The sequence below is a fragment of the Chryseobacterium pennae genome, assembly GCF_003385515.1.
GTDB classification, from domain to species: Bacteria; Bacteroidota; Bacteroidia; order Flavobacteriales; family Weeksellaceae; genus Chryseobacterium; species Chryseobacterium pennae.
In genome coordinates, this window is the sequence record NZ_QNVT01000008.1 from 1 (window position 1) to 25,055 (window position 25,055).

Annotated in this window: 23 protein-coding genes, 1 tRNA gene and 1 pseudogene; 16 read left to right on the top strand and 9 right to left on the bottom strand. The window is 35.6% G+C overall.

Going from position 1 to position 25,055, the window contains the following annotated elements:
• From DRF65_RS28825 to DRF65_RS09880, 5 genes and pseudogenes are all read left to right on the top strand, one after another.
• Nucleotides 1-189 (top strand): annotated as a pseudogene (locus DRF65_RS28825) (methyltransferase type 11); the annotation flags it as partial.
• 117 nt (nucleotides 190-306) lie between these two features.
• Complete coding sequence (locus DRF65_RS09865; RefSeq protein ID WP_123947310.1) at nucleotides 307-867, top strand: hypothetical protein; 561 nt, start codon at nucleotides 307-309, stop codon at nucleotides 865-867.
• Nucleotides 868-950: 83 nt separating this feature from the next.
• Nucleotides 951-1,448, top strand: a complete 498-nt coding sequence (locus tag DRF65_RS09870) for a hypothetical protein (protein WP_115970593.1) — start codon at nucleotides 951-953, stop codon at nucleotides 1,446-1,448.
• Between the two features lie 90 nt (nucleotides 1,449-1,538).
• Complete coding sequence (locus tag DRF65_RS09875; protein WP_115970594.1) at nucleotides 1,539-2,672, top strand: Shedu immune nuclease family protein; 1,134 nt, start codon at nucleotides 1,539-1,541, stop codon at nucleotides 2,670-2,672.
• Between the two features lie 670 nt (nucleotides 2,673-3,342).
• A complete protein-coding gene (locus tag DRF65_RS09880; protein WP_115970595.1) occupies nucleotides 3,343-3,873 on the top strand; it encodes an antirestriction protein ArdA in 531 nt (176 codons plus the stop codon).
• A 171-nt stretch (nucleotides 3,874-4,044) separates the two neighbouring features.
• On the opposite strand, the gene DRF65_RS28420 is transcribed toward DRF65_RS09880, so the two are convergent.
• Nucleotides 4,045-4,122 (bottom strand) — tRNA-Ala (locus DRF65_RS28420).
• Between the two features lie 7 nt (nucleotides 4,123-4,129).
• Nucleotides 4,130-4,999, bottom strand: coding sequence for a helix-turn-helix domain-containing protein (locus DRF65_RS09885; RefSeq protein ID WP_115970596.1), 870 nt, complete (start codon nucleotides 4,997-4,999; stop codon nucleotides 4,130-4,132).
• Nucleotides 5,000-5,098: 99 nt separating this feature from the next.
• Here DRF65_RS09885 and DRF65_RS09890 point away from each other — a divergent pair, with 99 nt between their 5' ends.
• The 7 genes from DRF65_RS09890 (at nucleotide 5,099) to DRF65_RS09920 (ending at nucleotide 13,274) form a co-directional block, all read left to right on the top strand.
• Entirely contained in the window at nucleotides 5,099-6,514 is a 1,416-nt protein-coding gene (locus tag DRF65_RS09890) for an aldehyde dehydrogenase family protein (protein WP_115970597.1), read from the top strand.
• Between the two features lie 10 nt (nucleotides 6,515-6,524).
• Nucleotides 6,525-8,075 (top strand): GMC family oxidoreductase, encoded by a 1,551-nt coding sequence (locus DRF65_RS09895; protein ID WP_115970598.1) that lies wholly within the window; start codon nucleotides 6,525-6,527, stop codon nucleotides 8,073-8,075.
• Nucleotides 8,076-8,238: 163 nt separating this feature from the next.
• The gene (locus DRF65_RS09900; protein WP_115970599.1) at nucleotides 8,239-8,661 is read left to right on the top strand and encodes a PaaI family thioesterase; all 423 of its coding nucleotides are present in this window, start codon (nucleotides 8,239-8,241) and stop codon (nucleotides 8,659-8,661) included.
• A 119-nt stretch (nucleotides 8,662-8,780) separates the two neighbouring features.
• Nucleotides 8,781-9,125: a phage holin family protein gene (locus tag DRF65_RS09905; RefSeq protein WP_068944002.1), complete on the top strand. Its 345-nt coding sequence runs from the start codon at nucleotides 8,781-8,783 to the stop codon at nucleotides 9,123-9,125.
• A 278-nt stretch (nucleotides 9,126-9,403) separates the two neighbouring features.
• A complete protein-coding gene (locus DRF65_RS09910; RefSeq protein ID WP_115970600.1) occupies nucleotides 9,404-11,398 on the top strand; it encodes a S9 family peptidase in 1,995 nt (664 codons plus the stop codon).
• Between the two features lie 196 nt (nucleotides 11,399-11,594).
• On the top strand, nucleotides 11,595-12,650 hold the full coding sequence (locus tag DRF65_RS09915; protein WP_228438609.1) for a poly(ethylene terephthalate) hydrolase family protein: 1,056 nt from the start codon (nucleotides 11,595-11,597) through the stop codon (nucleotides 12,648-12,650).
• Between the two features lie 123 nt (nucleotides 12,651-12,773).
• Nucleotides 12,774-13,274: a DNA-deoxyinosine glycosylase gene (locus tag DRF65_RS09920; RefSeq protein ID WP_115970601.1), complete on the top strand. Its 501-nt coding sequence runs from the start codon at nucleotides 12,774-12,776 to the stop codon at nucleotides 13,272-13,274.
• Nucleotides 13,275-13,445: 171 nt separating this feature from the next.
• On the opposite strand, the gene DRF65_RS09925 is transcribed toward DRF65_RS09920, so the two are convergent.
• From DRF65_RS09925 to DRF65_RS09955, 7 genes are all read right to left on the bottom strand, one after another.
• Nucleotides 13,446-14,477, bottom strand: coding sequence for a phosphotransferase enzyme family protein (locus DRF65_RS09925; RefSeq protein ID WP_115970602.1), 1,032 nt, complete (start codon nucleotides 14,475-14,477; stop codon nucleotides 13,446-13,448).
• Nucleotides 14,468-15,373, bottom strand: coding sequence for a sugar phosphate nucleotidyltransferase (locus DRF65_RS09930; protein ID WP_115970603.1), 906 nt, complete (start codon nucleotides 15,371-15,373; stop codon nucleotides 14,468-14,470). The genes DRF65_RS09925 and DRF65_RS09930 overlap by 10 nt, the downstream gene beginning before the upstream one ends.
• The gene (locus DRF65_RS09935; RefSeq protein WP_115970604.1) at nucleotides 15,363-16,760 is read right to left on the bottom strand and encodes a Gfo/Idh/MocA family protein; all 1,398 of its coding nucleotides are present in this window, start codon (nucleotides 16,758-16,760) and stop codon (nucleotides 15,363-15,365) included. Before DRF65_RS09935 ends, DRF65_RS09930 begins: the two co-directional genes overlap by 11 nt.
• 233 nt (nucleotides 16,761-16,993) lie before the next feature.
• A complete protein-coding gene (locus tag DRF65_RS09940; RefSeq protein WP_185018699.1) occupies nucleotides 16,994-18,067 on the bottom strand; it encodes a serine hydrolase domain-containing protein in 1,074 nt (357 codons plus the stop codon).
• Nucleotides 18,068-18,116: 49 nt separating this feature from the next.
• Entirely contained in the window at nucleotides 18,117-19,652 is a 1,536-nt protein-coding gene (locus tag DRF65_RS09945; RefSeq protein WP_115970605.1) for a M61 family metallopeptidase, read from the bottom strand.
• A 55-nt stretch (nucleotides 19,653-19,707) separates the two neighbouring features.
• Nucleotides 19,708-20,400: an AIM24 family protein gene (locus DRF65_RS09950; protein WP_115970606.1), complete on the bottom strand. Its 693-nt coding sequence runs from the start codon at nucleotides 20,398-20,400 to the stop codon at nucleotides 19,708-19,710.
• Nucleotides 20,401-20,429: 29 nt separating this feature from the next.
• Complete coding sequence (locus DRF65_RS09955; protein ID WP_115970607.1) at nucleotides 20,430-21,134, bottom strand: hypothetical protein; 705 nt, start codon at nucleotides 21,132-21,134, stop codon at nucleotides 20,430-20,432.
• Between the two features lie 176 nt (nucleotides 21,135-21,310).
• Between DRF65_RS09955 and queA the strand changes: the two genes are divergently transcribed.
• The 4 genes from queA (at nucleotide 21,311) to DRF65_RS09975 (ending at nucleotide 24,837) form a co-directional block, all read left to right on the top strand.
• The gene (gene queA, locus DRF65_RS09960) at nucleotides 21,311-22,360 is read left to right on the top strand and encodes a tRNA preQ1(34) S-adenosylmethionine ribosyltransferase-isomerase QueA (protein ID WP_115970608.1); all 1,050 of its coding nucleotides are present in this window, start codon (nucleotides 21,311-21,313) and stop codon (nucleotides 22,358-22,360) included.
• 38 nt (nucleotides 22,361-22,398) lie between these two features.
• Nucleotides 22,399-22,746, top strand: a complete 348-nt coding sequence (locus DRF65_RS09965; protein WP_115970609.1) for a four helix bundle protein — start codon at nucleotides 22,399-22,401, stop codon at nucleotides 22,744-22,746.
• A 33-nt stretch (nucleotides 22,747-22,779) separates the two neighbouring features.
• A complete protein-coding gene (gene rlmN, locus DRF65_RS09970; protein ID WP_115970610.1) occupies nucleotides 22,780-23,814 on the top strand; it encodes a 23S rRNA (adenine(2503)-C(2))-methyltransferase RlmN in 1,035 nt (344 codons plus the stop codon).
• A gap of 78 nt (nucleotides 23,815-23,892) precedes the next feature.
• The gene (locus DRF65_RS09975; protein ID WP_394337816.1) at nucleotides 23,893-24,837 is read left to right on the top strand and encodes a sterol desaturase family protein; all 945 of its coding nucleotides are present in this window, start codon (nucleotides 23,893-23,895) and stop codon (nucleotides 24,835-24,837) included.
• Nucleotides 24,838-25,055: the final 218 nt, after the last annotated feature.

Here is a 25,055-nt window from a genome sequence, read left to right on the forward strand (position 1 = left end):
CTGAAGCATAATGGTACAATAATTATATCAGAACAATTTAGAGATTTTACCAATTTTATTTTCTTTAATATTGGGGCATTCCACTTTATAAGTCAAAAGAAATGGAAACAAGCAATTAATAATGCTGATTTGAATATTTTAAAAAATATAAAAATTACTCCATTTGCAAATATGTTAGTTGTAAAATAACGATATGCCATTGGAGAAATATATCATAAGAATATTGTTGGGAAGTGGAGTTAATAGCTATTTGCATGAAAAAAAATATTACTCTTTACTATTATGAATAAAAGAAATATTTAAGTTGTGAAAACTCCACCCCAGAAACATGATTATCTTAGAATTTTATTCCTAGTATTATTTTTACTAGGATTAACTTTGTTTGGGTTAGTTGAGGATAGCCTTAAAATTCTTTATATTGCCATTCCTTTTATACTACCTTATATTTTTGTCGTTATTTATGAATATTTCAGAGATACGAATAGCCCACAAGAAGATTTTCAATGTAATGAAATTCAGGTTGAAGAACTTCTAAAAACTGGCATTCCTATTACAATTAATTTTGAAAAAGCAATAAAAGACATTACTGAATTAAGTTCTCAAAGAAACGAAGATATTGAAATACTTCAGCAGTATTTTTTTCCATTTAAAGAACTTGTTAGTAAAAGTGGTGAGGAAACATTTACCTTGATTCAGTTAAAATACAAAATAGGAAGAAAGTCTTTTCAAAAAAAGATTATTTTTCCTTTCTCAAAGCAAAGTACAATTTATATCTTAAAGATGAATAAGAGTACGATTTTATATTATAATGAAGAGTCTCCTCATGAATCTATTATTGATCTAGGTTTTTTAGAGAGTTATATTTAATTGATACTTTATTACAGTTATTGTACAGTTTGCTCAGAATTTTGTTGAAGAACAAAGGATCTTAATTTTTTATAAGATATAAAATGTACACATTTAGAATTGATAAAAGGGATTTTACAGTTGGTGATAAAATATTACCACAAAATGTCTATCAAAATAGATTAGATGCTAAGAGAAGATTAGTAGAAGATATTCTTGAGCAATTTCGACCAGAAAATAAGCCAGCTAGAAATTCAATCTTGATGGTTTTCGAATTGCTTAATGATGCAAAAGAATTATGGTGGAAAATAAGCGATTCCAAATTATATAAAACTGAAATTTTAGAAACTGAAATTCTTCATATTGGTGATTATAATAAAGTTGAAGAACTTTATAAATGTATTTTAGAAGGTAGAAATGGAGATCTTATAGCACAAGAATATTGGAATAGTATATTAACAGAAAATCCAATAATAGAGATTTTTGTTAATCAAGCAACTGTTAGTGAGGTTTTTTCTAATCCTGTACAAGAACGACATAGTATTTTAGCAAAAAAAATTGGAACCTCTATTTCTGATATCCAAATTATCGAAGATGATTAAAATGGATATTTGTATCAATTTAAAATAACTATTTAATTTAAATATTGAACTGATTATTTAAATGTGGAAATAATCTAAAATTTATTTAACATGAAACTTATATATGAAGATAGAACTCCAATTTTAGTACTCGATCAATACGTAATAGAAGGATGGGATTCTATGCCAAGAAAATACCCCAATCAAAATGCTATAGTATTTTCAAATGATGTAGATGATGATTTTCTGCAATATAATTTATTTGATTTAATAAAAAAGTATAGAATTAATGATTTTCCAGATCACAGAATAGAAATAATAATTGAGAATATAAAAGCAAAATCAGAACCCAAAATACTTGAGTCAATTCCATATCCTTTTTGGGGAATTAAAATTGGTGTTTCTGATAATGAATTTGTTATCACTTTTGAAATGATACAGAATATTAATCATTATGAAGAAGAATGGGATAAAAAATGGACAAATGAGTTCTATTTTGACAATATTTCCAGAATGCTTGAAAAAGAAGATGACTTGGAGGTATTATATGAAAAAGATGATTACTTGATTCTGGATTTAAGTGTAAAATTAATAGCTGTAAATATTGAATCTGCAGTAGAAAAAGCAATAATTAGGATTAAAGAAGTGATAATGAAGGTTGAAGCCTCAATTAATGGATTGGGAGGTTTTTTTGAAGTTATAGAAATATGGAATAACAAAAAAATAAATAAAAGTGAAATATTCTGGCATAGATTGTTAAAAAAATATTCATGGCTTCTTTCATTAATAATTAATGAGCCTGTCATTATAGTGGAAGATGAAGCATACATTGGGGGCAAATCAATTCAAAATAAGAAAGGTAATGTTATAGACTTTATTTATCAAAATAGACTTTCTGAAAATTTAGCGCTTATAGAAATTAAGACACCTCAAACAAAAATAATTGGTAAGGGATATCGAAACACATTTTGCTTAACAAATGATTTAACAGGCTCAATTAACCAATTATTAAATTATAAAGAACATTTTCAAAAAAACTATTACTCTTTAAATAAAACATCTGAATTAAGTTTTAATCTAATTTCTCCGAACTCGTATTTAATTATTGGAAATCAAGAAAATTTAAGAAAGGAAGAAAAGGAATGCTTTGAGCTTTATCGCAAAAACCTCAATGGTATTACGATAATAACATTTGATGAACTTTTTGAGAAAGCATTCTTTGTCTTAACAATGATGAATAAGTAGTTATATAAATCTATAAATTAAGATTGACTTTGAAAGTTTAAGACTCCTATAAGCACTCACAAACCTTGCTCTACCTATAAGTCTTAATAAATCAACTTTCAAAAAGATATTTTATGGAATTTTCAATGTAAAAGGACAATGGTAAATCCTCACCCATAAAAATTCCCCAACCAATTTCTCTCAAAAATTCAAATCAGCTTTAAGTAGATTTTGTGTCAATTTAATACCAAAACTTATTTTTGAATGTAAGGACAGAAGGTACTAAGGATAAGGAAGGGGGATATCGAGAAACTTTTTTTTGCTACCCCCACCAATCTGTAAAGTTTTTTCTCATACAGTAGTTTTTGTTGTATGTGGTTTATGTAGATCTAATTTTATTTTCCACTTATTCTTTTGTAATAGTTATACTCTTTAAACTATATGTTTATTATTGTTTTGTTGGACAGTTTTTGTTGGTGTGGTTTGTAGTTAAAAATATTTTAAAAACTTTAATTTTAAAGTTAAAATCTTTGTCAAATGGCATGAATATTGACTTTATTAATATATCTAAGAACTGATTTAGGTTCTTTTTTCTACATAGAATTTCACAATACAACATAAAAATGCCTAAAGTGCTACGAACACGATAGGCAAGTCAATAAATTTTAAAACCAACTTAAAACTTATCAACATGGCAAATTTAACAAATTGTCCTGATACTATGTGTATCTATGTAGGAACTTACAAAAAGTATAATGAAGGCTCATTATTTGGGAAATGGCTTAATTTAGCTGATTATTCAAGCTATGACGAGCTAATTAAAGTAATGAAAAAACTTCATAATGATGAAGATGATCCCGAATTTATGTTGCAGGATTATGAAAACTGCTCTTTTTTTGAAAAATTAGGGTTAATAGGAGAAAGTTATATATCAGATGAAACGTTTGAGATAGTACACCAAATAAACGATTCTGGACACGATTTAGAAGTTTTTGAAGCTTATGTCGACTGTGTTGGGAAAATGGATTTTCAGAGTATTTATGAAGGTGTAGTAGATTATTACATGGGAGAGTATTCAGACAATGAAGCATTTGCTCAATATTTATTAGAAATGGATATTCCTGAAAGTCTACCCAACTATATTTATATTGACTGGGAAACCACTGCAAGAAATCTTATGTTTGATTATTTTGAGAGTAACGGACATTATTTTAAATCGTAGTATATTTGCATTATAATGAACTCAGTTTTAACTCTTAAAGTTCAAATAAGTTTAATTAGATTCAAACAGATTCAAAAAAGCATTTTTCAAAAGTTTGGGTACAAAAACAAAAAAGATAAAATGTAATTATTTATTTTTCAATAATTTACAAATTATCTTTTATTTGAAAAGTGGAGAGTACGGGATTCGAACCCGTGACCTTTTGACTGCCAGTCAAACGCGCTCCTTATAAAGTAATATTCAGCTCTCAAAGGTATTAATTTATGGTAAACTTCTTCGGCGATTTTCCGGTGATCTGGGTGAACTTTCTGTAAAAATATTCCAGGGTATTAAATCCGGATTCAAAACATATATTTTTAATTCCTATTTCCGGATTGTTGATCAAGAGCTGTTTGGCATGTTCTATCCTTAACTGAATAATATATTCGACCGGAGTACAGTGGTAAGAATGCTTAAACTTTTTAAACAGATTGGCTTCACTCATTCCTGCTAAGGTTGACAGTTTCTTTATGGTAATGGGTTCTCTGTAGTTGTGTTTGATAAAATAAACCACTTCCTGAAGTCCGTTTTGTGGATCATCTGTCTTATCAGAATGGAGCAGGATATGCTTTGCGTTGGTTTTCATCAGTTCGTAAATCAATTCCTTAAGGCTTAAACTCAAAAGAAAATCTGACGTATTATAAATACTTTCATCCACTCTTCTGTTGTAAAGATTGGTGAGGCATCTCCATAAAGATTCATCAGAGCTTACAAACTTTTTCACAGTATTTTCCTTCATCATGATTCCTGTTCTGTCCCAGTCAGGGTGCCAGTTTTCAATAACTTCATGGAAAACACTGTCGATATATTCCTGTTCTATATTCAAGACCAGGCATTTGGTAGGTTCCCGGAAAACAGGATGGATATCAATACTCAATTCTTTATTGCAGGGTGGGATGAATACACTTCTTTCATTAAACTCAAAAGTTTCCTCCTCACTTCGGATGATTTTATTGCCACTCAGCATAAGGGTGATGACAGGCTTTTCAAAAAAGAAAGGAAAATCATGGCACACTACATTCGTTTCAAATACATTCAGTTCACCAAAAGGAATGCTGAAAACGGTTCTTTCTTCGATCTTTTCCATAAGATAGAGTTTAGGTTAAAAAAAATAGAGAATAGGTAAATGAATTACATCATGTTTTCGCCATTTTCGAATTGTGTAAAATACAAAATATTTAAAATAATGGAAAAAACATCGTTAGAAAAAGAAAACAATACATTAAATACTGATTTTTTATCTCTGAATCCCTCTACATTAGAGGTTATTGGCAAAGTAGAAAATACATCCAGTGAAGAAATAGACGCTATCATTGTGAAAGCAAAAAAAGCCCAAAAATTATGGGCAGCAAGACCCGATGCTGAAAGAAAAGAAATTTTATTGAAAGTAGCAGAAGCTTTGCAGACTCATTCAAAACATCTTGCAGAATGGATTACCAAAGAACAGGGAAAGCCACTTAACGGGCCGGGTGCTCATTTTGAAATGCAGGCTTGTGTTGGTTGGACCCAAGTGCCGGCATCACTGGATCTGCCTGAAGAAATAGTCTTTGAAGATGAAACCCGAAAAGATATCCTGTACAGAAATCCGATTGGGGTAGTTGCTGCAATTGCCCCCTGGAACTGGCCATTAATGATTGCTATCTGGCAGATTATTCCATCATTGAGAATGGGAAATGCTGTTGTCATAAAACCTTCAGAATATACAACTTTCTGTAGCCTGGAGATGATAAAAGTAATCAATAGTGTACTTCCTGAGGATATTTTGCAGGTAGTTACAGGAAAAGGAGAAGTAGGAGCTTATCTTACAGGCCATCCGGAAATAGGAAAAATTATGTTTACAGGCTCCATTGCAACAGGAAAAAAAGTCATTGAAGCTTCTGCTAACAATATGGCACGTCTGACACTGGAATGTGGTGGAAATGATGCTGGAATCATTTTACCTGGCTTAGATGTTGCCAAACACATAGAAAGCATTTTCTGGGGCGCTTTTCTGAATATGGGACAAACCTGTGCCTGTTTGAAAAGATTATATGTACATGAAGATGATTACGAAAAAGTAGTTCAGGCTTTGGCTGGATATTCCTCGAATATTCCAATGGGGAACGGAGCTGATGAAACTATTGTCCTGGGACCTATACAGAATAAAATGCAATACGATAAAATTCAGGATCTGATTCATGATGCTGAAAATACTGGAGCAGAATTTCTATTCAAAGGACAAAAGCCTGATCTGAAAGGATACTTTATTCCCGTAACCCTTATCGGAAATGTTGATAACGGTGATAGAATTGTTGACGAAGAACAGTTTGGACCTGTCTTACCAATTATTAAATATAAAACAGTGGAAGAAGCCATCTGGAAAGCTAACGATTCAGAAAACGGACTGGGCGCTTCAGTATGGAGTGATAATTCTGATGAGGCAGAAAAAGTAGCTGCACAGTTGGAGGCAGGAACAGTTTGGATCAATCAACATGGAGCTATTCATCCGTTCGTTCCTTTTGGCGGTGCAAAACAATCCGGGTATGGTGTAGAATTCGGTATCGAAGGGTTGAAAGCAGTAACCACACCTAAAGTAATCAGTATCAAAAAGCAAACATCTTAAATTAAAACTCATGAAATACGATTTTATAATAGTTGGGTCTGGCTCTGCAGGAGCTGTTATTGCCAACAGATTAAGTGAAAATAATAATATAAGTGTTCTCCTGTTAGAAGCAGGACCGAATGATAAAGTTAATGAAGTACAGGACCAAGCCGGCTGGCCAGCCATATGGAATACTGAAAGGGATTGGGCTTATCATACCGTTGCTCAGGAAAATGCGGGCGGAAATACACGATATTGGCCACGTGGAAAAACATTAGGAGGTTCAAGCTCTATTAATGGGATGATCTATATCAGAGGGCATCAGCAGGATTATGATCATTGGGCGTATAATGGATGTGTGGGCTGGGACTGGGAAAGCGTTCTGCCTTACTTTAAGAAATCCGAGAATCATGAAGATGGAGAGGATGATATGCATGGAGGAGAAGGTCCCCTTTTTGTAAGCCGTATCAAGCGTCCGAATGCCATTTCAGCAAGTGCTATTGAAGCATGTAAAGAATTAGGATATCCATTGACAGATGACTTTAGCAAGGAAATTTGGGGTGCGGGTCTGAATCACCTTAGTGTAGGTAAGGATGGTAAAAGATGTTCTACTGCCAAAGCATTTTTAGACCCTGTCTCATCACGTTCCAATCTGCATATACAAACAGATGCGCTAGCTCAGAAGCTAATTTTTGAAGGAGATCAGTGTGTAGGGGTTCAGTATGTAAAGAATGGAGAATTATTAGAAGTCAGAGCAGGCAAAGAAGTGATTGTATCCTGTGGAACTATAGAATCTGCGAAACTTCTGATGATTTCCGGAATTGGGGATAAAGAAGAATTGGAATCTGTTGGGATTTCAGTGATAAAAGACCTGAAAGGAGTAGGGAAAAACCTTCAGGATCATCTTTTGACAAGTGTTATTTTTAAAGCGAAAAAAGAAATTCCAGCACCCCAAGCCAACTTATTGGAAGCACAGCTTTTCTGGAAAAGTAAAGAAGAAATGGTTTTCCCTGATTTACAACCTTTGTTTATGGGGCTTCCTTATTACAGTCCAGGATTTACGGGTCCCGAAAATGCATTCACATTCTGTGCTGGATTTATCAGACCTCAGAGTAAAGGGTATATCAAATTAACAGCTTCAGATCCGGCTTCACCGCTGGAAATCAATCCAAGATATTTATCCGAAGAATCTGATTTGGAAGCGCTGTACAAATGTGTGGAAATTTGCCGTGAAATGGGTCGTACAGAAGCAATGAAAGAATGGAATGATGGCGAAATCTATCCAGGTGAAGGGAAAACAAAAGAAGAAGTGATAGATTATATCAAAAAATCATGCTCCACTTATCATCACATGACGGGAACCTGTAAAATGGGAATAGACAGCCTTTCTGTGGTTGATCCAAGATTAAGAGTATATGGAATAAAAGGTCTTCGTGTAGCAGATGCTTCCATCATGCCGGATGTAGTTTCCGGAAATACCAATGCTCCTACTATCATGATCGGCGAAAAAGCAGCAGATATGATTAAAGAAGATCATCATATGAAAGAATCAGGAGTAGAAGGAAAGTTATCGTTCGTTTAAATAGAGTTTGAAACTCAGAAACAGTCACTTCTTCAATGTTGAAGTGGCTGTTTTCTTTTCTGTTGAAAGATGTGAATGAATACAGTAGATTAATCTGGTGAAAATTATCCGTGTATCCATGGCTGAGTACAGCAATCTCTTATCTTTGTTTAAAATAAAATTCATGACCCCAGAGAAAAAGAAACTCATGACCGATAGCTTCGGCCGTTCGGAAACCCTGAAATTCTATAAAGCGGAACTGTTGGAAGTTGAAACGGACTTTGTTTCCATTAAAATTCCCAAAATGGAAATGATGACCAGAAAAGCAGGAATGTTCAATGGAGCGATGATTGCTTCCCTGGTAGATGTTTCCGCAGGGTATGCTGCAGTGAGCCATTATCCGGAAGACTGTTATGTGGTGACGGTTGAATTAAAAGTGAACTATCTTCGCCCGGCCATGGGAGATGCGTTGGTTTCAAAAGCTTATGTTATTAAAGGAGGTTCCAGGATCAGCGTTATCAGGGTAGAAATCTATATTCAGAATGAAGGCTCCGGATCAGAAAGCCACGTAGCGACTTCATTAGTAACCATGATGAAGATTAAATAACACATTTTTTGAAGTGATTGAGTAAAATCTTCCCTGAATAAAGGGTTTAATGAAATTTTTTTCCCAAAAATGGAATGGCTTTTGCTCCTTACACCCCATAACTATTAAAAAATAACGAAATGAACTTAATTATCCGTTTGTTCGTCACAGCAATAGTGGCGTATCTTTTAACTAAAATTTTACCAGGAGTACAGTTTGAAAGTTTTTCTACAGCAATTATCTTCGCCATTGTACTTGGGGTTTTGAACATATTTGTAAAGCCTATTTTAAGTCTGTTCGGGCTTCCGCTTACCATTCTTACCTTAGGGTTCTTTGCATTGGTGATTAATGCAGGTATTATCCTGATTGCTGATTATTTTATAGACAGTATGGTGGTAGACGGTTTCTGGTGGGCATTTATCTTCAGTATATTACTATCAATCGTGACATCTCTGGCGAACTCAATGTTCTCTGATGGAGATTAATCGATAAAAATAAAAATTGAAAAGTCCGTTGGTGTTATGCTGGCGGACTTTTTTATTGGGTTTGAAAGTAAGAATGTTTTAGGGACTGGAGTGAAGTGCTCTTTATTTTGTGATCAACCTTCTCTGCTTTTCAATATTTTGTTTTAAAGCTTCAATTTTAATGTTAATTCTTTCGGTAATTTTTATTTTAAATACTAACTTTGGCAATCTTTGAATTTAATGAAAGGATTTGATGAAATCACTACGGTTTCTTAGATCTGCTAAAAAAGAATGAACATATGAAACTTAAGTACAGTCTGCTGGCTCTGGCAGCTCCGCTTTTAATGAATGCACAACAATTAATGACGCCTGAAATTCTTTGGACTTTGAAAAAAGTAGGAGTACAGGCAGTTTCGCCGGATCAGGCATCCCTTATTTACAAAGTAGGACAGGTAGATCTGAAAACAGAAAAAACAAAAAACGAGAACTACTTTCTGAATGTTCTTAATCACCAGGCTTCCAAAATCGATTTCGGTAAAAAAGCATTAATCCAGTGGGATAAAAACGGGATCTATGCTCAGGAAGGAGATAAAATTTATCTTTCAAAAGACGCCGGGAAAACATGGGCAGAATTCTATACCATTGGAGAGGCTGACAATATCGTTATTTCTCCTGATGGGAAGAGAATTGCTTTCAGTAAGCAGGTTTTGGTAGAAAAATTAATGGGGAAAGACAAATACAGTGATACTCCTAAAACTACCGCTCAGGTATATACAGACCTAAACCACAGACACTGGGATTATTTCAATGAAGGGAAATATAACCACGTATTTGTAGTGAATACTTCAGATAAAGCAGAAGCAGCTAAAGATTTATTGGAAGGAAAAACATGGGATTCTCCTCAAAGACCTTTCGGAGGTGCCGAAGACTTTGTATGGAGCCCGGATTCTGCACAGCTTTTATATGTTACCAAACCGAAAAGCGGTAAAGAGTACTCTACCAGTACCAATACAGATATCTTTGCTTATGATTTAGCTACAGGAACTACTAAAAACCTTACAGAATCAAACAAAGGATATGATGTCAATCCAAAATTCAGCCCGGATGGAAAATCTTTGATCTGGCAGAGTATGGCCAGAGACGGATATGAAGCGGATAAAAATGATGTGAAAATCCTGGACTGGAAATCAGGAAAGACTACAAACCTTACAGCAGGTTGGGATGACAGCGTTTCCGGAGATGTACTTTGGGGTGCAGATTCAAAAACAATCTATTTCACAGCGGCTTACAGAGGTACAAAACAGTTGTTCTCTTTAGATTCAAAGTCTGCAAAAGTACAGCAGATCACCAAAGGAGATTTTGATGTGAATGAAATTTTCACAGACAACAAAACTTCAGTATTAGTAGGAAGAACAGATGTAAACCATGCTACAGAATTATTCTCTGTAAACCTTAAAAACGGGGAAATGAAGCAGGTTACTGAAGCAAATAAAGATACCTATGCTAAGCTAGCACAAGGAAAATCTGAACTTAAAATGGTGAAAACTTCGGATGGTAAAGAAATGGGCGTATGGTTCCACTATCCACCGAACTTTGATCCCAATAAAAAATATCCGACACTGGTATACTGTCAGGGAGGACCACAATCTGCATTAACACAATATTTCAGCGTAAGATGGAACTTTGCCCTGATGACAGCCAACGATTATATCGTAGTAGCTCCAAACAGAAGAGGTATGCCGGGCTGGGGAACAAAATGGAATGAAGACATCTCAAGAGACTGGGGTGGACAACCAATGAGAGATTATCTTGCAGCCACAGATTATGCCAAAACATTACCGTATGTAGATGGGGAAAGAGTTGGAGCGGTTGGAGCAAGTTATGGAGGATACAGTGTATTTATGCTGGCTGGAATCCACGAAAACAGATTCAAAACATTCATTGCTCATGACGGATTATTCGATATGAAATCATGGTATCTGACGACTGAAGAACTTTGGTTTGCGAACTGGGATCTTGGTTCTCCATGGGAAAAACCATTGCCAAAAGCATATACAGAGTTCAATCCAAGCAACTTCGTAGAAAAATGGAACAAGCCAATCATGATCATTCAGGGAGGAATTGATTTCCGTGTACCTTATGAGCAGGGGCAGGAAGCCTTCCAGGCAGCGAAATTAAGAGGACTAAAATCTAAAATGGTTTACTTCCCGAATGAAAATCACTGGGTACTTCATCCACAAAACGGATTGGTATGGCAGAGAGAATTCTTTGACTGGTTAAAGGAAACTTTGTAATACAGAATTATTTCTCGATATAAAAAAACGGACTTGTTCCGTTTTTTTTATGCCTGATTGGCAAATGATTATAATGATGAACTCATTATGAAACCCATAACAAATAAAACATAATGCGTTTCTTTTTTCTTTATATTTGGAAAGATTGTTCCGTTGGTGTTTAAAATCAATACATTGAATTTAAATCCAAAAAAATATGAAGAAAAGTATTGTAACTACAGTATTGATCTCTTTACTTATGGCTTCCTGCCAAAGAGAAGAGGAAGTGTTTAAAAGTGATCCGGCCGGAAAGATCAGTGAAGTTTCAGCAGATAAATCTGTCCTTTTCCCTTCCAAAGGCACTGCCAATATCCAATATGGAAAGCCTGGGCCTCATCAGGTAAGTACGAATGCTGTTGTAGGAGACTGTAATCAGCTTGCAGGTCTTGTGATTCCTATCTTACAGACGATAGGGATATTGGATCAGAGTATTAAATGCAGTAACAATTTTCCGTATGGTTTCGAAAGTCCAATTTCTACCGCTGTTTATTATCCGTCAGATATTGCAAATATGAATAAGCTTCCCGTTGTCAATTTTGTAGGCGGTATTCTTTCCAGTCAGGGGAATTATGACCAGATGGTCAGATTATGGGCTAGCTATGGTTTTATTGTTGTGATCTCTTCCAATTTTATCAATAGTATGCCGGATATGCATATTTTGGGAGCGGCTAATGTTGCTAAATTAAACAAAGATCCACAATCTCCCCTTTTCGGAAAAGCAGACCTCTCAAAAATGATTATTGCAGGTCATTCTGCAGGAGGAGGAGCTACTCTTTTAACATCCAGTATTTCAGAAACGGCTGTGAAACTGATTGATCCTGATCTGAAAATTGTAGCTGCTTTACCTATTGAGCCGGGGCCTGTGGCTATAGGGTCAACAGTGAAAGTTCCCACTTTTACGCTTACGGGAAGACTGGATTTTGTAGTTCCGGCAGATACCTGGCCGAATCTTTGGCAAAGTAATTTGATTAAAAATGTACCAGCCTGGTCGGCTACAGCCACTACAGCCACTCATTTCAGTCCAACGATGGATATTACAAAGAATGAATTTGCAGGTATTTCTGTAGCATGGTTAAAATATATGGGCTATAATGATGGTGAGGCCAAATCTTATTTTGTAGGACCACAGTATAAACTGAAAGATGATGTTCAATTTATAGGTCTTCTGACTCCACCGGTAAAACGAAATGCAAAAGCAGATCTCCTTCAGTAATGGTGTCAAAATATTTAACAGCCGGTTTTTCCGGCTTTTTTAATAATGAAAAATTCAATAGAAGCCCGCTTTATTCATAATGGTTAATTCCAACGGCTTTAGCCAAAATGTATATATTTGAATATGCAAAACCGTATTTCTTCTTTCCCACCACTCATTGATGATCAGTCTGAAATTTTAATTCTGGGTTCTATTCCCGGAGTAAAATCCCTGGAAATGCAGCAGTATTATGCCCATCCGCAAAACAAATTCTGGAAAATCATCCTTGAATTGCTGAATGAAGAATTTACCGAAGATTATTCCAAAAGAATTGAAATCTTAAAGAAACATCACATTGCCCTTTGGGATGTCATCGATTCCTGTGAAAGAAAAGGGAGTCTGGATTCAGAGATTAAAAACGAAGAAGCCAATCAGATTGCTGAACTGCTGGAAGAGTATCCGAATGTGAAAGCCATCTTCTGTAACGGTGGGAAATCGTATAAAAACTTGCAAAAGCTTTTAGGAAAAAACTATAAGCTTCCCATTTTATTAATGCCATCCACAAGTCCGCTTCATACCATTTCCTTTGAAAAGAAGTTTGAAGAATGGAAGAAGGTTCTGGAGTTTTTGAGTGGGAGAGGCTGAGCATTATAGAGGGGAAAAGGGCTTCTAATTTTTTTGTAAAACTATATTTACCTGATAAAACAGAGGTTTCTACGGAATGACAAAGTGTATGAATAACTAAAACGTTCTGTTTGTCATTCCGCAGGGAATCTCAATATTGTATTTTACTTTTTTAGTAAGAAAAGAATAAAATTAACATTCCAAATAAGCTCTCAAGCCTTTCAGTAATTCCAGTTGATTTCTCGTTCTGTCCAGATTATGGTCAGGATATTTCGTAGAATAATAAACACTTCCATTGAGGTAATCAGTTAAAAAACGAACCTCCTGAATATAAATGGCGACTTGTGCAGCATAATCAAGGTGAGAAGCCTCTTCCTGAGTCAGTTTTTCCTTTAGATAGAAAAGAAATCCTTCTTTTACAACCTTATACATTTCAGGATTGAAATTGTTTTTAGCACTTCCGTCATCTTCATGGGTTGTATTGGTATAGGACTGAATCATCGTTCCGAAATCATATAAAATAGTGGAAATCATTACGGTATCCAGATCGATTACAGCTAACGGATGATGATTTTGATCAAAGAGGATATTGCTGATTTTTACATCAGCATGGATGATTCTTTTAGGAATCTGATTGGTTTTCTCCATTTCTATCCATTGATCAGGTAAGGAAATAAGCTGGTTGGTGATTTCTATTTCAGCCTTTGCATTTTCCTTTAACTGTGGAGCTGCATTTTCTAATGCCTTTTTATAATCTGCAATTCTTTTTTCGAAATTGAGGAAATTAGGAAGAGTGTCTTCAATAGCTGGCAGCTTTTCAGTATTTACGATACTAAGGAAATAACTGAAGGTTTTAGCTGCCTCAAAAGCCGTCTGTAAAGATGGAGCGGTAAGAAAGGTAATGCTGTTTTCTACAAAACTTAACATCCGCCATGGTTCATCATTTGCATCTTTTACCAGAAGTTTATGGGTAAGAGAATGAATAGGTTCTATAACTTGAAATTGATAATTATTGGACCTGAGAAGTTCATTAATCATTAAATGATTGTTGACAATAACTTCCGGCTGTCTGAAGACATGATGATTGATCTTTTGCAGAATAAACTTTTCATTCCGGTCCCTATCTTCCAAAAGATAAGTTGTATTAATCAGTCCATCTGTAATAGGGGAAAGATTGTAATTCTCTGTACCGATGAATTGCATTACGATATCGTTTATTTCCATAAATCTTCCGGGTATCTGTTCTTTTGAATTTCTGACATCAGAAAGTCCTTAATATTGTTTTTATCATCAGCATAGGTTACACCCATCCACTGAGAAGGGGATGCTTTTACCATTACTTTCACCTTTTTTTCATCAATCATTCTCTGAACAGCAGAAGGAATATAAAATTCCTGAGTAGATCCAGGTTTTGATGCGATAAAATCATAAAAATATTTCTCTAACGAATTAAAAATACTGGGATGAAAAATGAAAAAATTCATGGAAACCAAGGTGTCTGGTGCTATTTCTATATTTCCCCCATTTTCAGTATAAATAATAGTGTCATTTATCTTTTGTATGGAAGTTTGCTCTTCCACATGAACCAGATAATTTTCTGAGTCTAATGTACAGATTCCTCTTGCGACAGTTCCGTTACCGCTTAATGTTGTATCCACAGGATAAGCAGCCAGCCCAAACTGTGTTTCCGAAATATAGGGAGCGAATCCTTCTGCGGTCAGTTGATAAACCTCTTTTCCATAGAAATCATCCGCATTAATCATAACGAAGGGTTCCTGAATAACATCTTTAGCACAAAGTACAGCATGTCCCGTTCCCCAAGGTTTCTGACGTTCTGAATAATCAAAATCAGAGATAGAAATACTATCCATTTCCTGATATACCCAATGGAGTTCAAAACCTTTGGCTTCAGAAACTGCATTGAGGCGCTCAATATAACTTTGAGGAATCAATCGGTTAACGATAATAACCACTTTGGAAAAATCGGCTGCCAGAGCATCATAGACAGAATACTCCAGAATGGGAGAACCATTGTCAAGTATTCCATCCACTTGCTTAAGTCCTTTGTAACGGCTTCCTAATCCACCTGCCAGGATGAGTAATGTTTTCTTAGAATTCATCAGTCATTCCGAATACAGGTTTACGGGTTTTCCATTTACCGTTGGTGAAATCAGGAATATCAACCGCCTGACCTCCTTTGGCAATAGACTCTTCACTCAATGGTGTGATCGAATACCATAAGGCCAGATCATAAACATCCATTGGGAATTCTATATTTCGTTTGATACATTCAATAAAAGTATTCATCACAAAGAAGTCCATTCCGCCATGTCCTGCTCCTGCAGCAGTGCTTTCAAATTTCTTCCACATCGGATGATCATATTCTTTCATCCACTTTTCCGTGTTATCCCAACGGTGCGTGTGATTCATTGTTTTTTCAAAATAAATGTGTCCCTGGTTGAAATCTCCCCAACCAAAGTCCTGCCATAATCCCTCAGTTCCCTGTACACGGAATCCAAGGTCATAAGGTCTCTGTAAGCTGGTATCATGGGTTAAAAGAATGGTTTCTCCGTTTTCGCAGGCAATTTGTGTGGTCACAACATCTCCCTGATTGAACTTTACTTTAGCATTCGGATGATTTTCTCCACCTTTTGCATGTTCTGTAATATATTTATGCAGTCCTACAGATTTGGATGAGAATGAAGAAAGTCTCGTTAAACGGTTTCCACGGTTGATGTCCATCATCATGGCAATTGGGCCTAATCCATGGGTAGGATACAGCTCTCCATTGCGTTTTACATAATGTTCTGTTCTCCATTTAGCCTCACTGAAGCCTTTTTCACCAAACTCAGCTCCTGAATTGTAAGGAGTAACCCCATCATTGAAAAGTACGCCTCTCAGGTCATGCTGATAACCACCTCTTCCGTGAACCAATTCTCCAAACATCCCCTTACGGACCATATTCAGAATAGCCATCACATCTCTTCGGTAGCATACATTTTCCATCATGAAAATAGGAACTTTTGTTTCCTCATATACTTTCACAAATTCCCAGCAGTCCTGAAGCTTTATCGCTCCGGAAACTTCCATCCCTACAATCTTTTTAGCACGCATGGCTTCTACCCCTTGAGGAAGATGCCATTCCCATGGAGTTGCAATGACTACAGCATCTATCGTTTTCAATTTTAAAAGATTTCGGTAATCATATTCGCCGTTGGAAAACTCCTGAGCTGCTGCTTTATTGTTTTCTTTTAATATCTTTTGAGAGGCTGCCAGCATTCTTTTATCAGGGTCAGCAAAAGCAACGATTTCTACATCACTGCGTTTGGCCAATAGTTTCACATGTTCCTGACCACGAAGTCCTACACCAATAAATCCTACACGGACTTTCTTATCTGTTTTAAAATCACTTGAATAGGCAAATAAGGAATTGGGTACAACCAATGCACCAAAACTTGCCAAAGCTGCTGTTTTGATAAAATTTCTGCGGGAAGTGCTATTGTCCATTTATTTTTTTTCTAAATATATTAAAACTTTTGCAAACGGCGATGGAGTGGGAGTTGTTGGGTTTGAGGGTTTGAGAGTTTTGGAGTGTGTGGGTTTCGGGATGTAGGTGTAAGAAGTTAAATGCTTACATTTCTCAGTCTATCATCTATCCATCTATCATCTATCCATCTATTATCTATCCATCTATTATCTTCAAGTCTTACTTCATTATTAAGATCAAATTTCACAAAAAATCATTGCCCATAATAAGCTGTAATTAATCTTTCTCTCATTTTATTCAGGTACTTGATGTCTTTGGTATTGGATAATATGATAATACTAAGATTTTTATCAACCAGATGTACCCAATTGGCACTGTGTCCGTAACCTTCTCCCTGACGTTCTGCAAATAACGTATTAACCGTTCCGAATTTTTTAGGATAAACCCAAAAACCAAGTGCAGTATCTTCAAGTTTTTTATCCGGTGTAAGCATAGTCTCCAATGTAGCCTTATTAAACAGCTTATGATTAAATACGGCCTGATCAAAAATAAGAAGGTCTTTAGGAGTAGAATACATAGCTCCGGCAGAGTAGAAATTATCAATATAAGTATTGGTAGGCGTGTGAAGAGCAAATGGATCAGAAGGATCAGCTGAATACCCTTCATCTATGTTTTGAATGATATCATTGTGATGAAGAAATCCGGTGTTCTCCATTTTGAGAGGAACTAAGATCTGTTCTTTTAATACCTCTTCAAAAGGTTGATGATATATTTTCTCAATGATCTTTCCCAATAGTATAAAATCACCATTGTTATAACTGAACTTTGTTCCGGGTACATCTATCAGTTTTTCAGAAAGAAAAGTGGTAATGAAATCATCCAGGTTCCAGATAGTGTTGTCATAAGCCTCATGAATGAGTTCCGGGGAACTGATATCCTTGTTTTCACGGCCACTGCTGTAAGTAAGAAGATTTCTTATAGTTGCTTTTTTTGCAGCTTCGCCTTTATATTCCGGATAATAAGTGGAAATAGGAGCGTCCAGATTAATTTTACCTTTTTCATAAAGCTGCATGATCAATACAGCTGTAAAGGTCTTAGTAAGCGAGAAAATATGAAACCGGGTTTCATCTGAAAATGGAATGTTATAATGCCTGTTGGATAAACCTGTATAAGTAAGTAATTCGGTCTTGCCATTTTGAGCAACTAAGACGGCACCGTTGAAATTATCTTTTTTTATGCATGAATGAATCACTTGTTCCACCTTCTGTACTTGCGGATAAGCAAAATGAATCATGATCATAAACAATCCTGAAAGTTTTATTTTCATAGTAATAATTTTATTATGGATATTGAGGTAAGGATAATTTTAATCAAAGTTACTGGCCAATCCAGGCTTTCCTTAAAGCTATTTGTTTTGAATCAGGATTGGGCAAAAGACTTATTTTTCCAGTATTTTCATCATAAGTAAAACCAACTTTTGCCAGATATTCTTTCAAAGGAACGGGCTGTGTACCTTCAATATAATCACTGAAAAATGTACGTATTTCCGGGAAAGTCAATTTTGTAATTTCATCAAATAAATCAAGGTCATTAAAATACTTACCGGATCCATATTTTTTCATCAGCTCCAGCATCAGGTTCTGAGTGCCGGTTTTTCCTCCGGAAAGTTCTCTTAATCTGATATCCAGGCACATTCCCAGTAATGGTCCTTTTTGGTAAAAGTTCATATACTGATCCTGTCTCTCCATCGCATTTTTACTGATCTCTGTAAAGGATAGTTTATTGTCAAATTCCTGCATCCCTTGTATTTTTTCTTCCAGGCTTTTTTCGAAATCTTCCAGGCTTATCATTTTTTGTTTTATGGGCATATGAATGGTGGCGTACTCCGTCATTCCTTCATAGAGCCACAGATGCTGAGACATTGAAGGGTTCAGAAAATCATAATGCTGAATTTCCTCCGAGTGAATATTAAGAGGGGTAACAATATGAAAAAACTCGTGGGAAGCCACTCTGTTTAAGGCATTGGAGAGATAATCCATACTTCCGGAATAGTACAGGCAGACTGTTGATTGTGAGTGCTCCAGTCCGTCTCCCATAAATCCCTTTTCATTTGAATCCTCGTAATAAATCAAAAAAGCATATTTGTTTACCGGTAAAGTTCCACCCAGATAAGCTTGCTGATTCTTTAAAATATTTTCAATTTCAAGTGCTATTTTTTTTGAATAATGTCGTTCTTTTTTATTGTAGAATGATACGAGAACCTCAGTATGTCCGATTTTTAACGAGGTTGTATCTGGAATACAGTATAAAACCGGAGAATCTACCAATTGACGGTAATCTTTTGCCCAGACAACATCTGTGTTTTGGTCCTTCTGTTTGTAATCTAAGGCAGAAGAAGCATAAAAATCTTTATTTTTTGTAACTTTAATCTGATAAGGAATATCCTGCATTTCTTGAAAATACCCCACTAACGAATTATAGTTGATGACAAAAACACTGTCTTTATTAAACATACTTCCGGCAGATTTGGCCTCATGACTGTCTTTTTCTAAAGAATCCCAGCCATCAGCTACCTGATATGATATTGAGCTGACATGCTTAAGGTCATGTACCATCCAGCTGTTTTGATCCAGACGTTCGATGGTAACTTTTTTTCCGTTTTTATCAGTGGCAACAAGATTTGAAACATACTGCCCGAAATTCATAGGTTGATAAAAGCCGGGAACTAGCTTGGGAATAATGAATTTTCCTTGTTTAAGATTGTTTTTGGGTGGCGTAAAAGAAACTTTAACTTCGTCACCGGACAGATGAAGAAGGTCTATGTTATATTGATAAGTTTTCTTTGAGACTTGGGCAATAATTGTATTTGGAAATATAAACAGTACAAAAACTAATTTGATCAGGTTATTCATCTGCTTTTATTTTAGTTAGTACTAAATTACAAAAATTGCCCAAGCTTAAGTTTTTTTATTTTTCCATAAAATATACTTCTTCATAAGGCTGAATCAAAACCCATCCGTGTCCTGAGAATTTCATCTGGAATTCTTCACCACTTCCTCTTCCGATAAGGCTTTTAAATGAAACGTTGGTCTTCAGTTCCGGGCTCAGGTTTCCGGACCAGGCAACGGTAGCATTCGGATCTGTGAAAACCGGAGTGTCAGGAGTTACAAGCAGGGTTAAAGGATCACCATGAGTGGTAATTGCAATATGGCCCGTTCCTGAAAGTTTTACCTGGAAAAGACCTCCGGACATCATTCCAGCAATACTTTTCAGCATGGTAATATCACTTTTCACACTTTGTTCATGAGCCAGAACATCATTACCGTTCACACAAACCGATTCATTATTCAGGTAAAGAATACGAACTTTCTTACCAGAATCTGCAACATATAATTTTCCGGTCCCTTCAGCTTTCATCAGTTTGCTTCCTTCTCCACTGATGGCTTTTTTCAGAAGATTTCCGATACCGCCGGCCAGCATTCCCTGTCTTTCAAAATTAATATTTCCCACGTAGCTCACCATGCTTCCTTTTTTAGTCCATACTGCCTGATTGTTAAGATTAATTTCTAAAAGGTGCTTGGTTTCCAGTTCAAAATAGTCCCTTTTCTGTGGATTCTCTTTTGTTTCATTAATAAATGCTTCAATTGAATATTTGCTCATATTGGATAGTTTTTAGATTTGTTCTAATGTTATTTGTTGATTTTATTTAATTTATATTCTCGCTTATTGCTTTTAGGATTAAGATCTACAAACTCATAGTCTTCAAAATAAGCAAGTTTGGATTGAAATACTTCGGTTGCTTTTTCTACAGACCAGGTTTTAGGATAATGAAAGCCATCAAATTCTGCATTTTTAATAGATGCTGTAAACTCATGGGAAAACTCATCGTCACCGGAATAAGTTAAAGCAATTTTACCGGTCCATTCAATATCATATAAATGGTTCTCCTTTTTTGAAAACTTTATTCTATGATTGGCACAGCTGTCGTGGCCAAGCAGATAAATACCAAAAGCAAGATCATCTTCATCAAAATCATTTTCAGAGGGAAGATCATTGGTATACAGATCATTTTGAATCACCTTGTCCAGATCTATTTTTTCACCCGGATTATCAATTCTGATTCCGCCTCCTTCACCCCAATAGATTGATGACAGTGTACAGGCTTGGTAATTGTCCCATACTATTTTGGAATCCCAACTGGAGATATCTTCATTTTCACTCTCATTGAAGTTGTCATTATTCTCTTCTTCTGCATAATAATTTTCAGATTTTAAGTGAAAATCAAACCAGACAGATTCATCTTCGTCAATTCTCCCTCTCCAGATAAATGCTGTAAGGTGATGCCCATTAGGATAAGGACTGTTGAGAAAGTGAATTTTGTTGACGGATTCCATTAATCTATTTTATTTTTGACTAAAATAAACTTTTTTTACTAGAAAAACTCCCATCTAATCACGGTTTTACATTTGATTGAAAATAATACTTGACAAAGGGGTATTCAATGTCGTATATTTGCACTCCGAAAATTACACCTTGTAATTTCAATAATTTTTAAACCGTAATTTAAAAAATGAAAACATCAGATTTTAATTTTGATCTTCCTGCGGAATTATTGGCAGAACACCCATCAGAGCACAGAGACGAAGCTAGATTAATGGTTCTTGATAGAAAAACACAAACTATCGAGCACAAATTATTCAAAGATGTAGTGGATTATTTTGATGAGAAAGATTTATTTATCTTCAACAATACTAAGGTTTTCCCTGCTCGTCTTTATGGAAATAAAGAAAAAACAGGTGCTAAAATTGAAGTTTTCCTTTTAAGAGAGCTTGATAAGGAAACAAGAGTTTGGGATGTTTTGGTAGATCCGGCAAGAAAAATCAGAATTGGTAACAAATTATTCTTCACAGAAGATGAGTCTTTGGTAGCTGAGGTTATTGATAACACTACATCAAGAGGAAGAACATTAAGATTCTTATTCGATGGTTCTTACGATGAATTCAGAACGAAATTGAAGGAATTAGGAGAAACTCCACTTCCAAAATATATCAAAAGAGCAGTAGAACCGGAAGATGCAGAAAGATATCAGACGATTTATGCTAAAATAGAAGGAGCAGTAGCTGCCCCTACAGCAGGTCTTCACTTCTCTAAGCATTTAATGAAAAGATTAGAGATTAAAGGAATCGATTTTGCTGAAGTTACACTTCACGTAGGATTGGGAACTTTTAACCCAATTGAGGTAGAAGATCTTTCTAAGCACAAAATGGAATCTGAAGAGATCATCATTGACGAAAAAAATGCTGATATCATCAACAAGGCAGTAGAATCTCACAGAAGAGTTTGTGCAGTAGGAACTACTACCATGAGAGCATTGGAAACTTCTGTTTCTTCAAACAAAAAAATCTCCGCTTTCAACGGCTGGACGAATAAATTCATTTATCCACCTCACGATTTCGGAGTGGCTAATTCAATGATCACGAACTTCCACACACCGAAGTCTACATTGATTATGATGATTGCTGCATTTGCTGGAAGAGATTTCATCATGCAGGCTTATGAAGAAGCTGTAAAAGAAAAGTACAAGTTCTATTCTTACGGTGACGCAATGTTAATTCTATAAAAAGTAAAAAGAGCCAAGTTAAAAGTAATACAAGTGGGATGAGACAAAATGATTTGCTTACAAGAACTTTTACATTTGGAGTTAATTGTCTTAAATTTTTAAGAAAACTTCCAAATGATGCTGAAAGTAAATTAATAAGGTTTCAACTTGGAAAATCAGCTACTTCAATAGGTGCTAATTATGAAGAATCACAAGCCGGATCTTCTAAAGCAGATTTTAAAAATAAAGTAAAAATTGCTTTAAGAGAGGCCAGAGAAAGTAATTTTTGGCTTCGAGTTTTAGAAAAATTAGATGGCTATGATTCTGAAGAATTTAAATACTTATTGAATGAGAGTAACGAATTGAAAAACATTTTGGCTACAATAGTTAACAATACTAAACTTTAGAACTTTTTACTTTTAACTTGGCTCTTTAATATTATGAAAGATATCCGTATATTATCACTAGACCAGCTTAAAGAATACTTTGTATCTTTAGGGGAGAAGCCGTTTCGTGCGAAACAGGTCTATGACTGGCTATGGAGTAAAAACCTCCATTCGATTGATGAAATGACGAATCTTTCGAAATCTCTTCGTGAAAAAATTTCAGAAGAATATACCATTAATCCTGTTTCCGTAGATCTTCTTCAGAAAAGTACCGACGGGACTATCAAAAACGGAGTGAAACTTCATGATGGATTATTGGTAGAATCTGTTCTTATTCCAACAGAAACAAGAACAACAGCCTGTGTCTCTTCACAGGTAGGCTGCTCATTAAACTGCGAATTCTGTGCTACTGCAAAACTGAAAAGGATGAGAAACCTTGAAGTGGCGGAAATTGTAGACCAGGTTGCCCTTATTGACAGCCAAAGCAGAATGTATTTTGACAGACCGCTTTCCAATATCGTATTCATGGGAATGGGAGAACCAATGATGAACTACAAAAACGTAGTGGAAGCCATCAGAAAGATTACCCAGCCGGAAGGATTAGGAATGTCTCCAAGAAGAATCACTGTTTCTACGTCAGGAATTCCAAAGATGATCAAAATGCTTGCTGATGATGAATTGCGTGTGAAATTAGCACTTTCTCTTCACTCAGCGATTGAAGCAAAGCGTAATGAAATTATGCCTTTCTCTGATAAATTCCCGTTAACGGATATTATGGAGGCACTTCAGTACTGGTATCAGAAAACGGGTTCAGTAATCACTTTCGAATACTGTGTATGGAAAGGAATTAATGACGGTGACGAGGATATCAAAGCTTTAATCAAATACTGTAAGCAGGTTCCTTCAAAAGTAAACCTTATTCAATACAACCCAATCGGGGACGGAAAATATGACCAATGTAACAAGCAGGCTGAAGAAAATTATATCCGTCAGCTTGAAAATGCTGGCATAACTGTAATGGTAAGAAGAAGCCGTGGAGGGGATATTGATGCTGCCTGTGGGCAATTAGCCAATAAAAATGCTGATTAAAATTTTCCTGAAAAAATCTTAAAATTTTCTTAAATCATCGTCTAAAATCCTACCTTTGCATAAAATTATTTTGTGATGATGGAGTATTTTATGAGCGAGAATGGGCTAGAAAATGTATATGCGTGGTCAATTCCTTTGCACGCCACTGTTATTTTAGCTGAGATGATTTACAGCCACGTTTCAGAGGCGAAGTTATACAGTGGAAAAGACCTTGCTACAAATGTTTATCTTGCTTTGATGAACTTTGGTCTTGACCTGATTATGAAGGCGTTTGCGATGGGGGTAATGTTTTTCTTTTACAACCACAAACTTCTTTCATGGGATCTTAGCATCTGGTATTTACTGGCCTGCTTTATAATCACAGATTTTGCTTACTATGTCCTGCATTATGTGGATCACCGTTCAAGAGCATTCTGGGCAGTTCACATTACACACCATAGTTCAGAATTTTTCAACCTTACAACCGGTTTCAGAAGCCCGGTTTTACAACCGCTTTACAGATATTTATATTTTTCACCACTCGCATTCTTAGGGTTCAATCCGTGGCATATTATGGTAGCTTATGCTATTGGTCAGGTATATGGAACATGGGTGCACACACAGACGGTAAAAAGTATGGGATTCTTAGAATATATTCTGGTAACCCCTTCTCACCACCGTGTACACCATGCCTGTAATATCAAGTATCTGGATAAAAACATGGGAATGTGTCTCATTATCTGGGATAAAATATTTGGAACCTTCCAGAAAGAGGACCCGAATATTCCTGTAAAATATGGAATCTATCCAAAAATGCCTGATAACAGGCCTGATACAGTACTCTTCTATGAATGGAGAAAAATTTGGAAAGACCTTAAGCAGCCAGGATTAAAATTTACCGACAGGATCAATTATATTTTCAACTCACCGGGATGGAGACATGACGGAACTGGAAAAACAGTAAGACAATATCAGAAAGAATACTTTGCCAAGCAGACACAAAAAGAGCAGGTAAAGAATCAGGAGCAGCAGAAATCTGCTTAATTATCAATAGAAATCTATAGAAAGACGGGCTTTTGGGCTCGTTTTTCTTTTTTCGTTAAGTAGCAGAGTAGAGGTTCAGATAAATAATCACTTAATTAATAACAAATAACCTCTATCATTCCCATTCTCTGGAGAGACGGTGGAAATTCAAAGAAATGGTGTATAAAGCTAATTTGTAAAACCGCTTTGACTTCTATTTTCACGTCTCATCTCTTTTT

Bases quoted from the DNA above. Each gene is read 5' to 3' on its own strand.
- DRF65_RS09870 (WP_115970593.1), top strand. From the start codon at position 951: ATGTACACATTTAGAATTGATAAAAGGGATTTTACAGTTGGTGATAAA.
- DRF65_RS09875 (WP_115970594.1), top strand. From the start codon at position 1,539: ATGAAACTTATATATGAAGATAGAACTCCAATTTTAGTACTCGATCAA.
- DRF65_RS09880 (WP_115970595.1), top strand. From the start codon at position 3,343: ATGGCAAATTTAACAAATTGTCCTGATACTATGTGTATCTATGTAGGA.
- DRF65_RS09885 (WP_115970596.1), bottom strand. From the start codon at position 4,999: ATGGAAAAGATCGAAGAAAGAACCGTTTTCAGCATTCCTTTTGGTGAA.
- DRF65_RS09890 (WP_115970597.1), top strand. From the start codon at position 5,099: ATGGAAAAAACATCGTTAGAAAAAGAAAACAATACATTAAATACTGAT.
- DRF65_RS09895 (WP_115970598.1), top strand. From the start codon at position 6,525: ATGAAATACGATTTTATAATAGTTGGGTCTGGCTCTGCAGGAGCTGTT.
- DRF65_RS09900 (WP_115970599.1), top strand. From the start codon at position 8,239: ATGACCCCAGAGAAAAAGAAACTCATGACCGATAGCTTCGGCCGTTCG.
- DRF65_RS09905 (WP_068944002.1), top strand. From the start codon at position 8,781: ATGAACTTAATTATCCGTTTGTTCGTCACAGCAATAGTGGCGTATCTT.
- DRF65_RS09910 (WP_115970600.1), top strand. From the start codon at position 9,404: ATGAAACTTAAGTACAGTCTGCTGGCTCTGGCAGCTCCGCTTTTAATG.
- DRF65_RS09915 (WP_228438609.1), top strand. From the start codon at position 11,595: ATGAAGAAAAGTATTGTAACTACAGTATTGATCTCTTTACTTATGGCT.
- DRF65_RS09920 (WP_115970601.1), top strand. From the start codon at position 12,774: ATGCAAAACCGTATTTCTTCTTTCCCACCACTCATTGATGATCAGTCT.
- DRF65_RS09925 (WP_115970602.1), bottom strand. From the start codon at position 14,477: ATGGAAATAAACGATATCGTAATGCAATTCATCGGTACAGAGAATTAC.
- DRF65_RS09930 (WP_115970603.1), bottom strand. From the start codon at position 15,373: ATGAATTCTAAGAAAACATTACTCATCCTGGCAGGTGGATTAGGAAGC.
- DRF65_RS09935 (WP_115970604.1), bottom strand. From the start codon at position 16,760: ATGGACAATAGCACTTCCCGCAGAAATTTTATCAAAACAGCAGCTTTG.
- DRF65_RS09940 (WP_185018699.1), bottom strand. From the start codon at position 18,067: ATGAAAATAAAACTTTCAGGATTGTTTATGATCATGATTCATTTTGCT.
- DRF65_RS09945 (WP_115970605.1), bottom strand. From the start codon at position 19,652: ATGAATAACCTGATCAAATTAGTTTTTGTACTGTTTATATTTCCAAAT.
- DRF65_RS09950 (WP_115970606.1), bottom strand. From the start codon at position 20,400: ATGAGCAAATATTCAATTGAAGCATTTATTAATGAAACAAAAGAGAAT.
- DRF65_RS09955 (WP_115970607.1), bottom strand. From the start codon at position 21,134: ATGGAATCCGTCAACAAAATTCACTTTCTCAACAGTCCTTATCCTAAT.
- queA (WP_115970608.1), top strand. From the start codon at position 21,311: ATGAAAACATCAGATTTTAATTTTGATCTTCCTGCGGAATTATTGGCA.
- DRF65_RS09965 (WP_115970609.1), top strand. From the start codon at position 22,399: ATGAGACAAAATGATTTGCTTACAAGAACTTTTACATTTGGAGTTAAT.
- rlmN (WP_115970610.1), top strand. From the start codon at position 22,780: ATGAAAGATATCCGTATATTATCACTAGACCAGCTTAAAGAATACTTT.
- DRF65_RS09975 (WP_394337816.1), top strand. From the start codon at position 23,893: ATGGAGTATTTTATGAGCGAGAATGGGCTAGAAAATGTATATGCGTGG.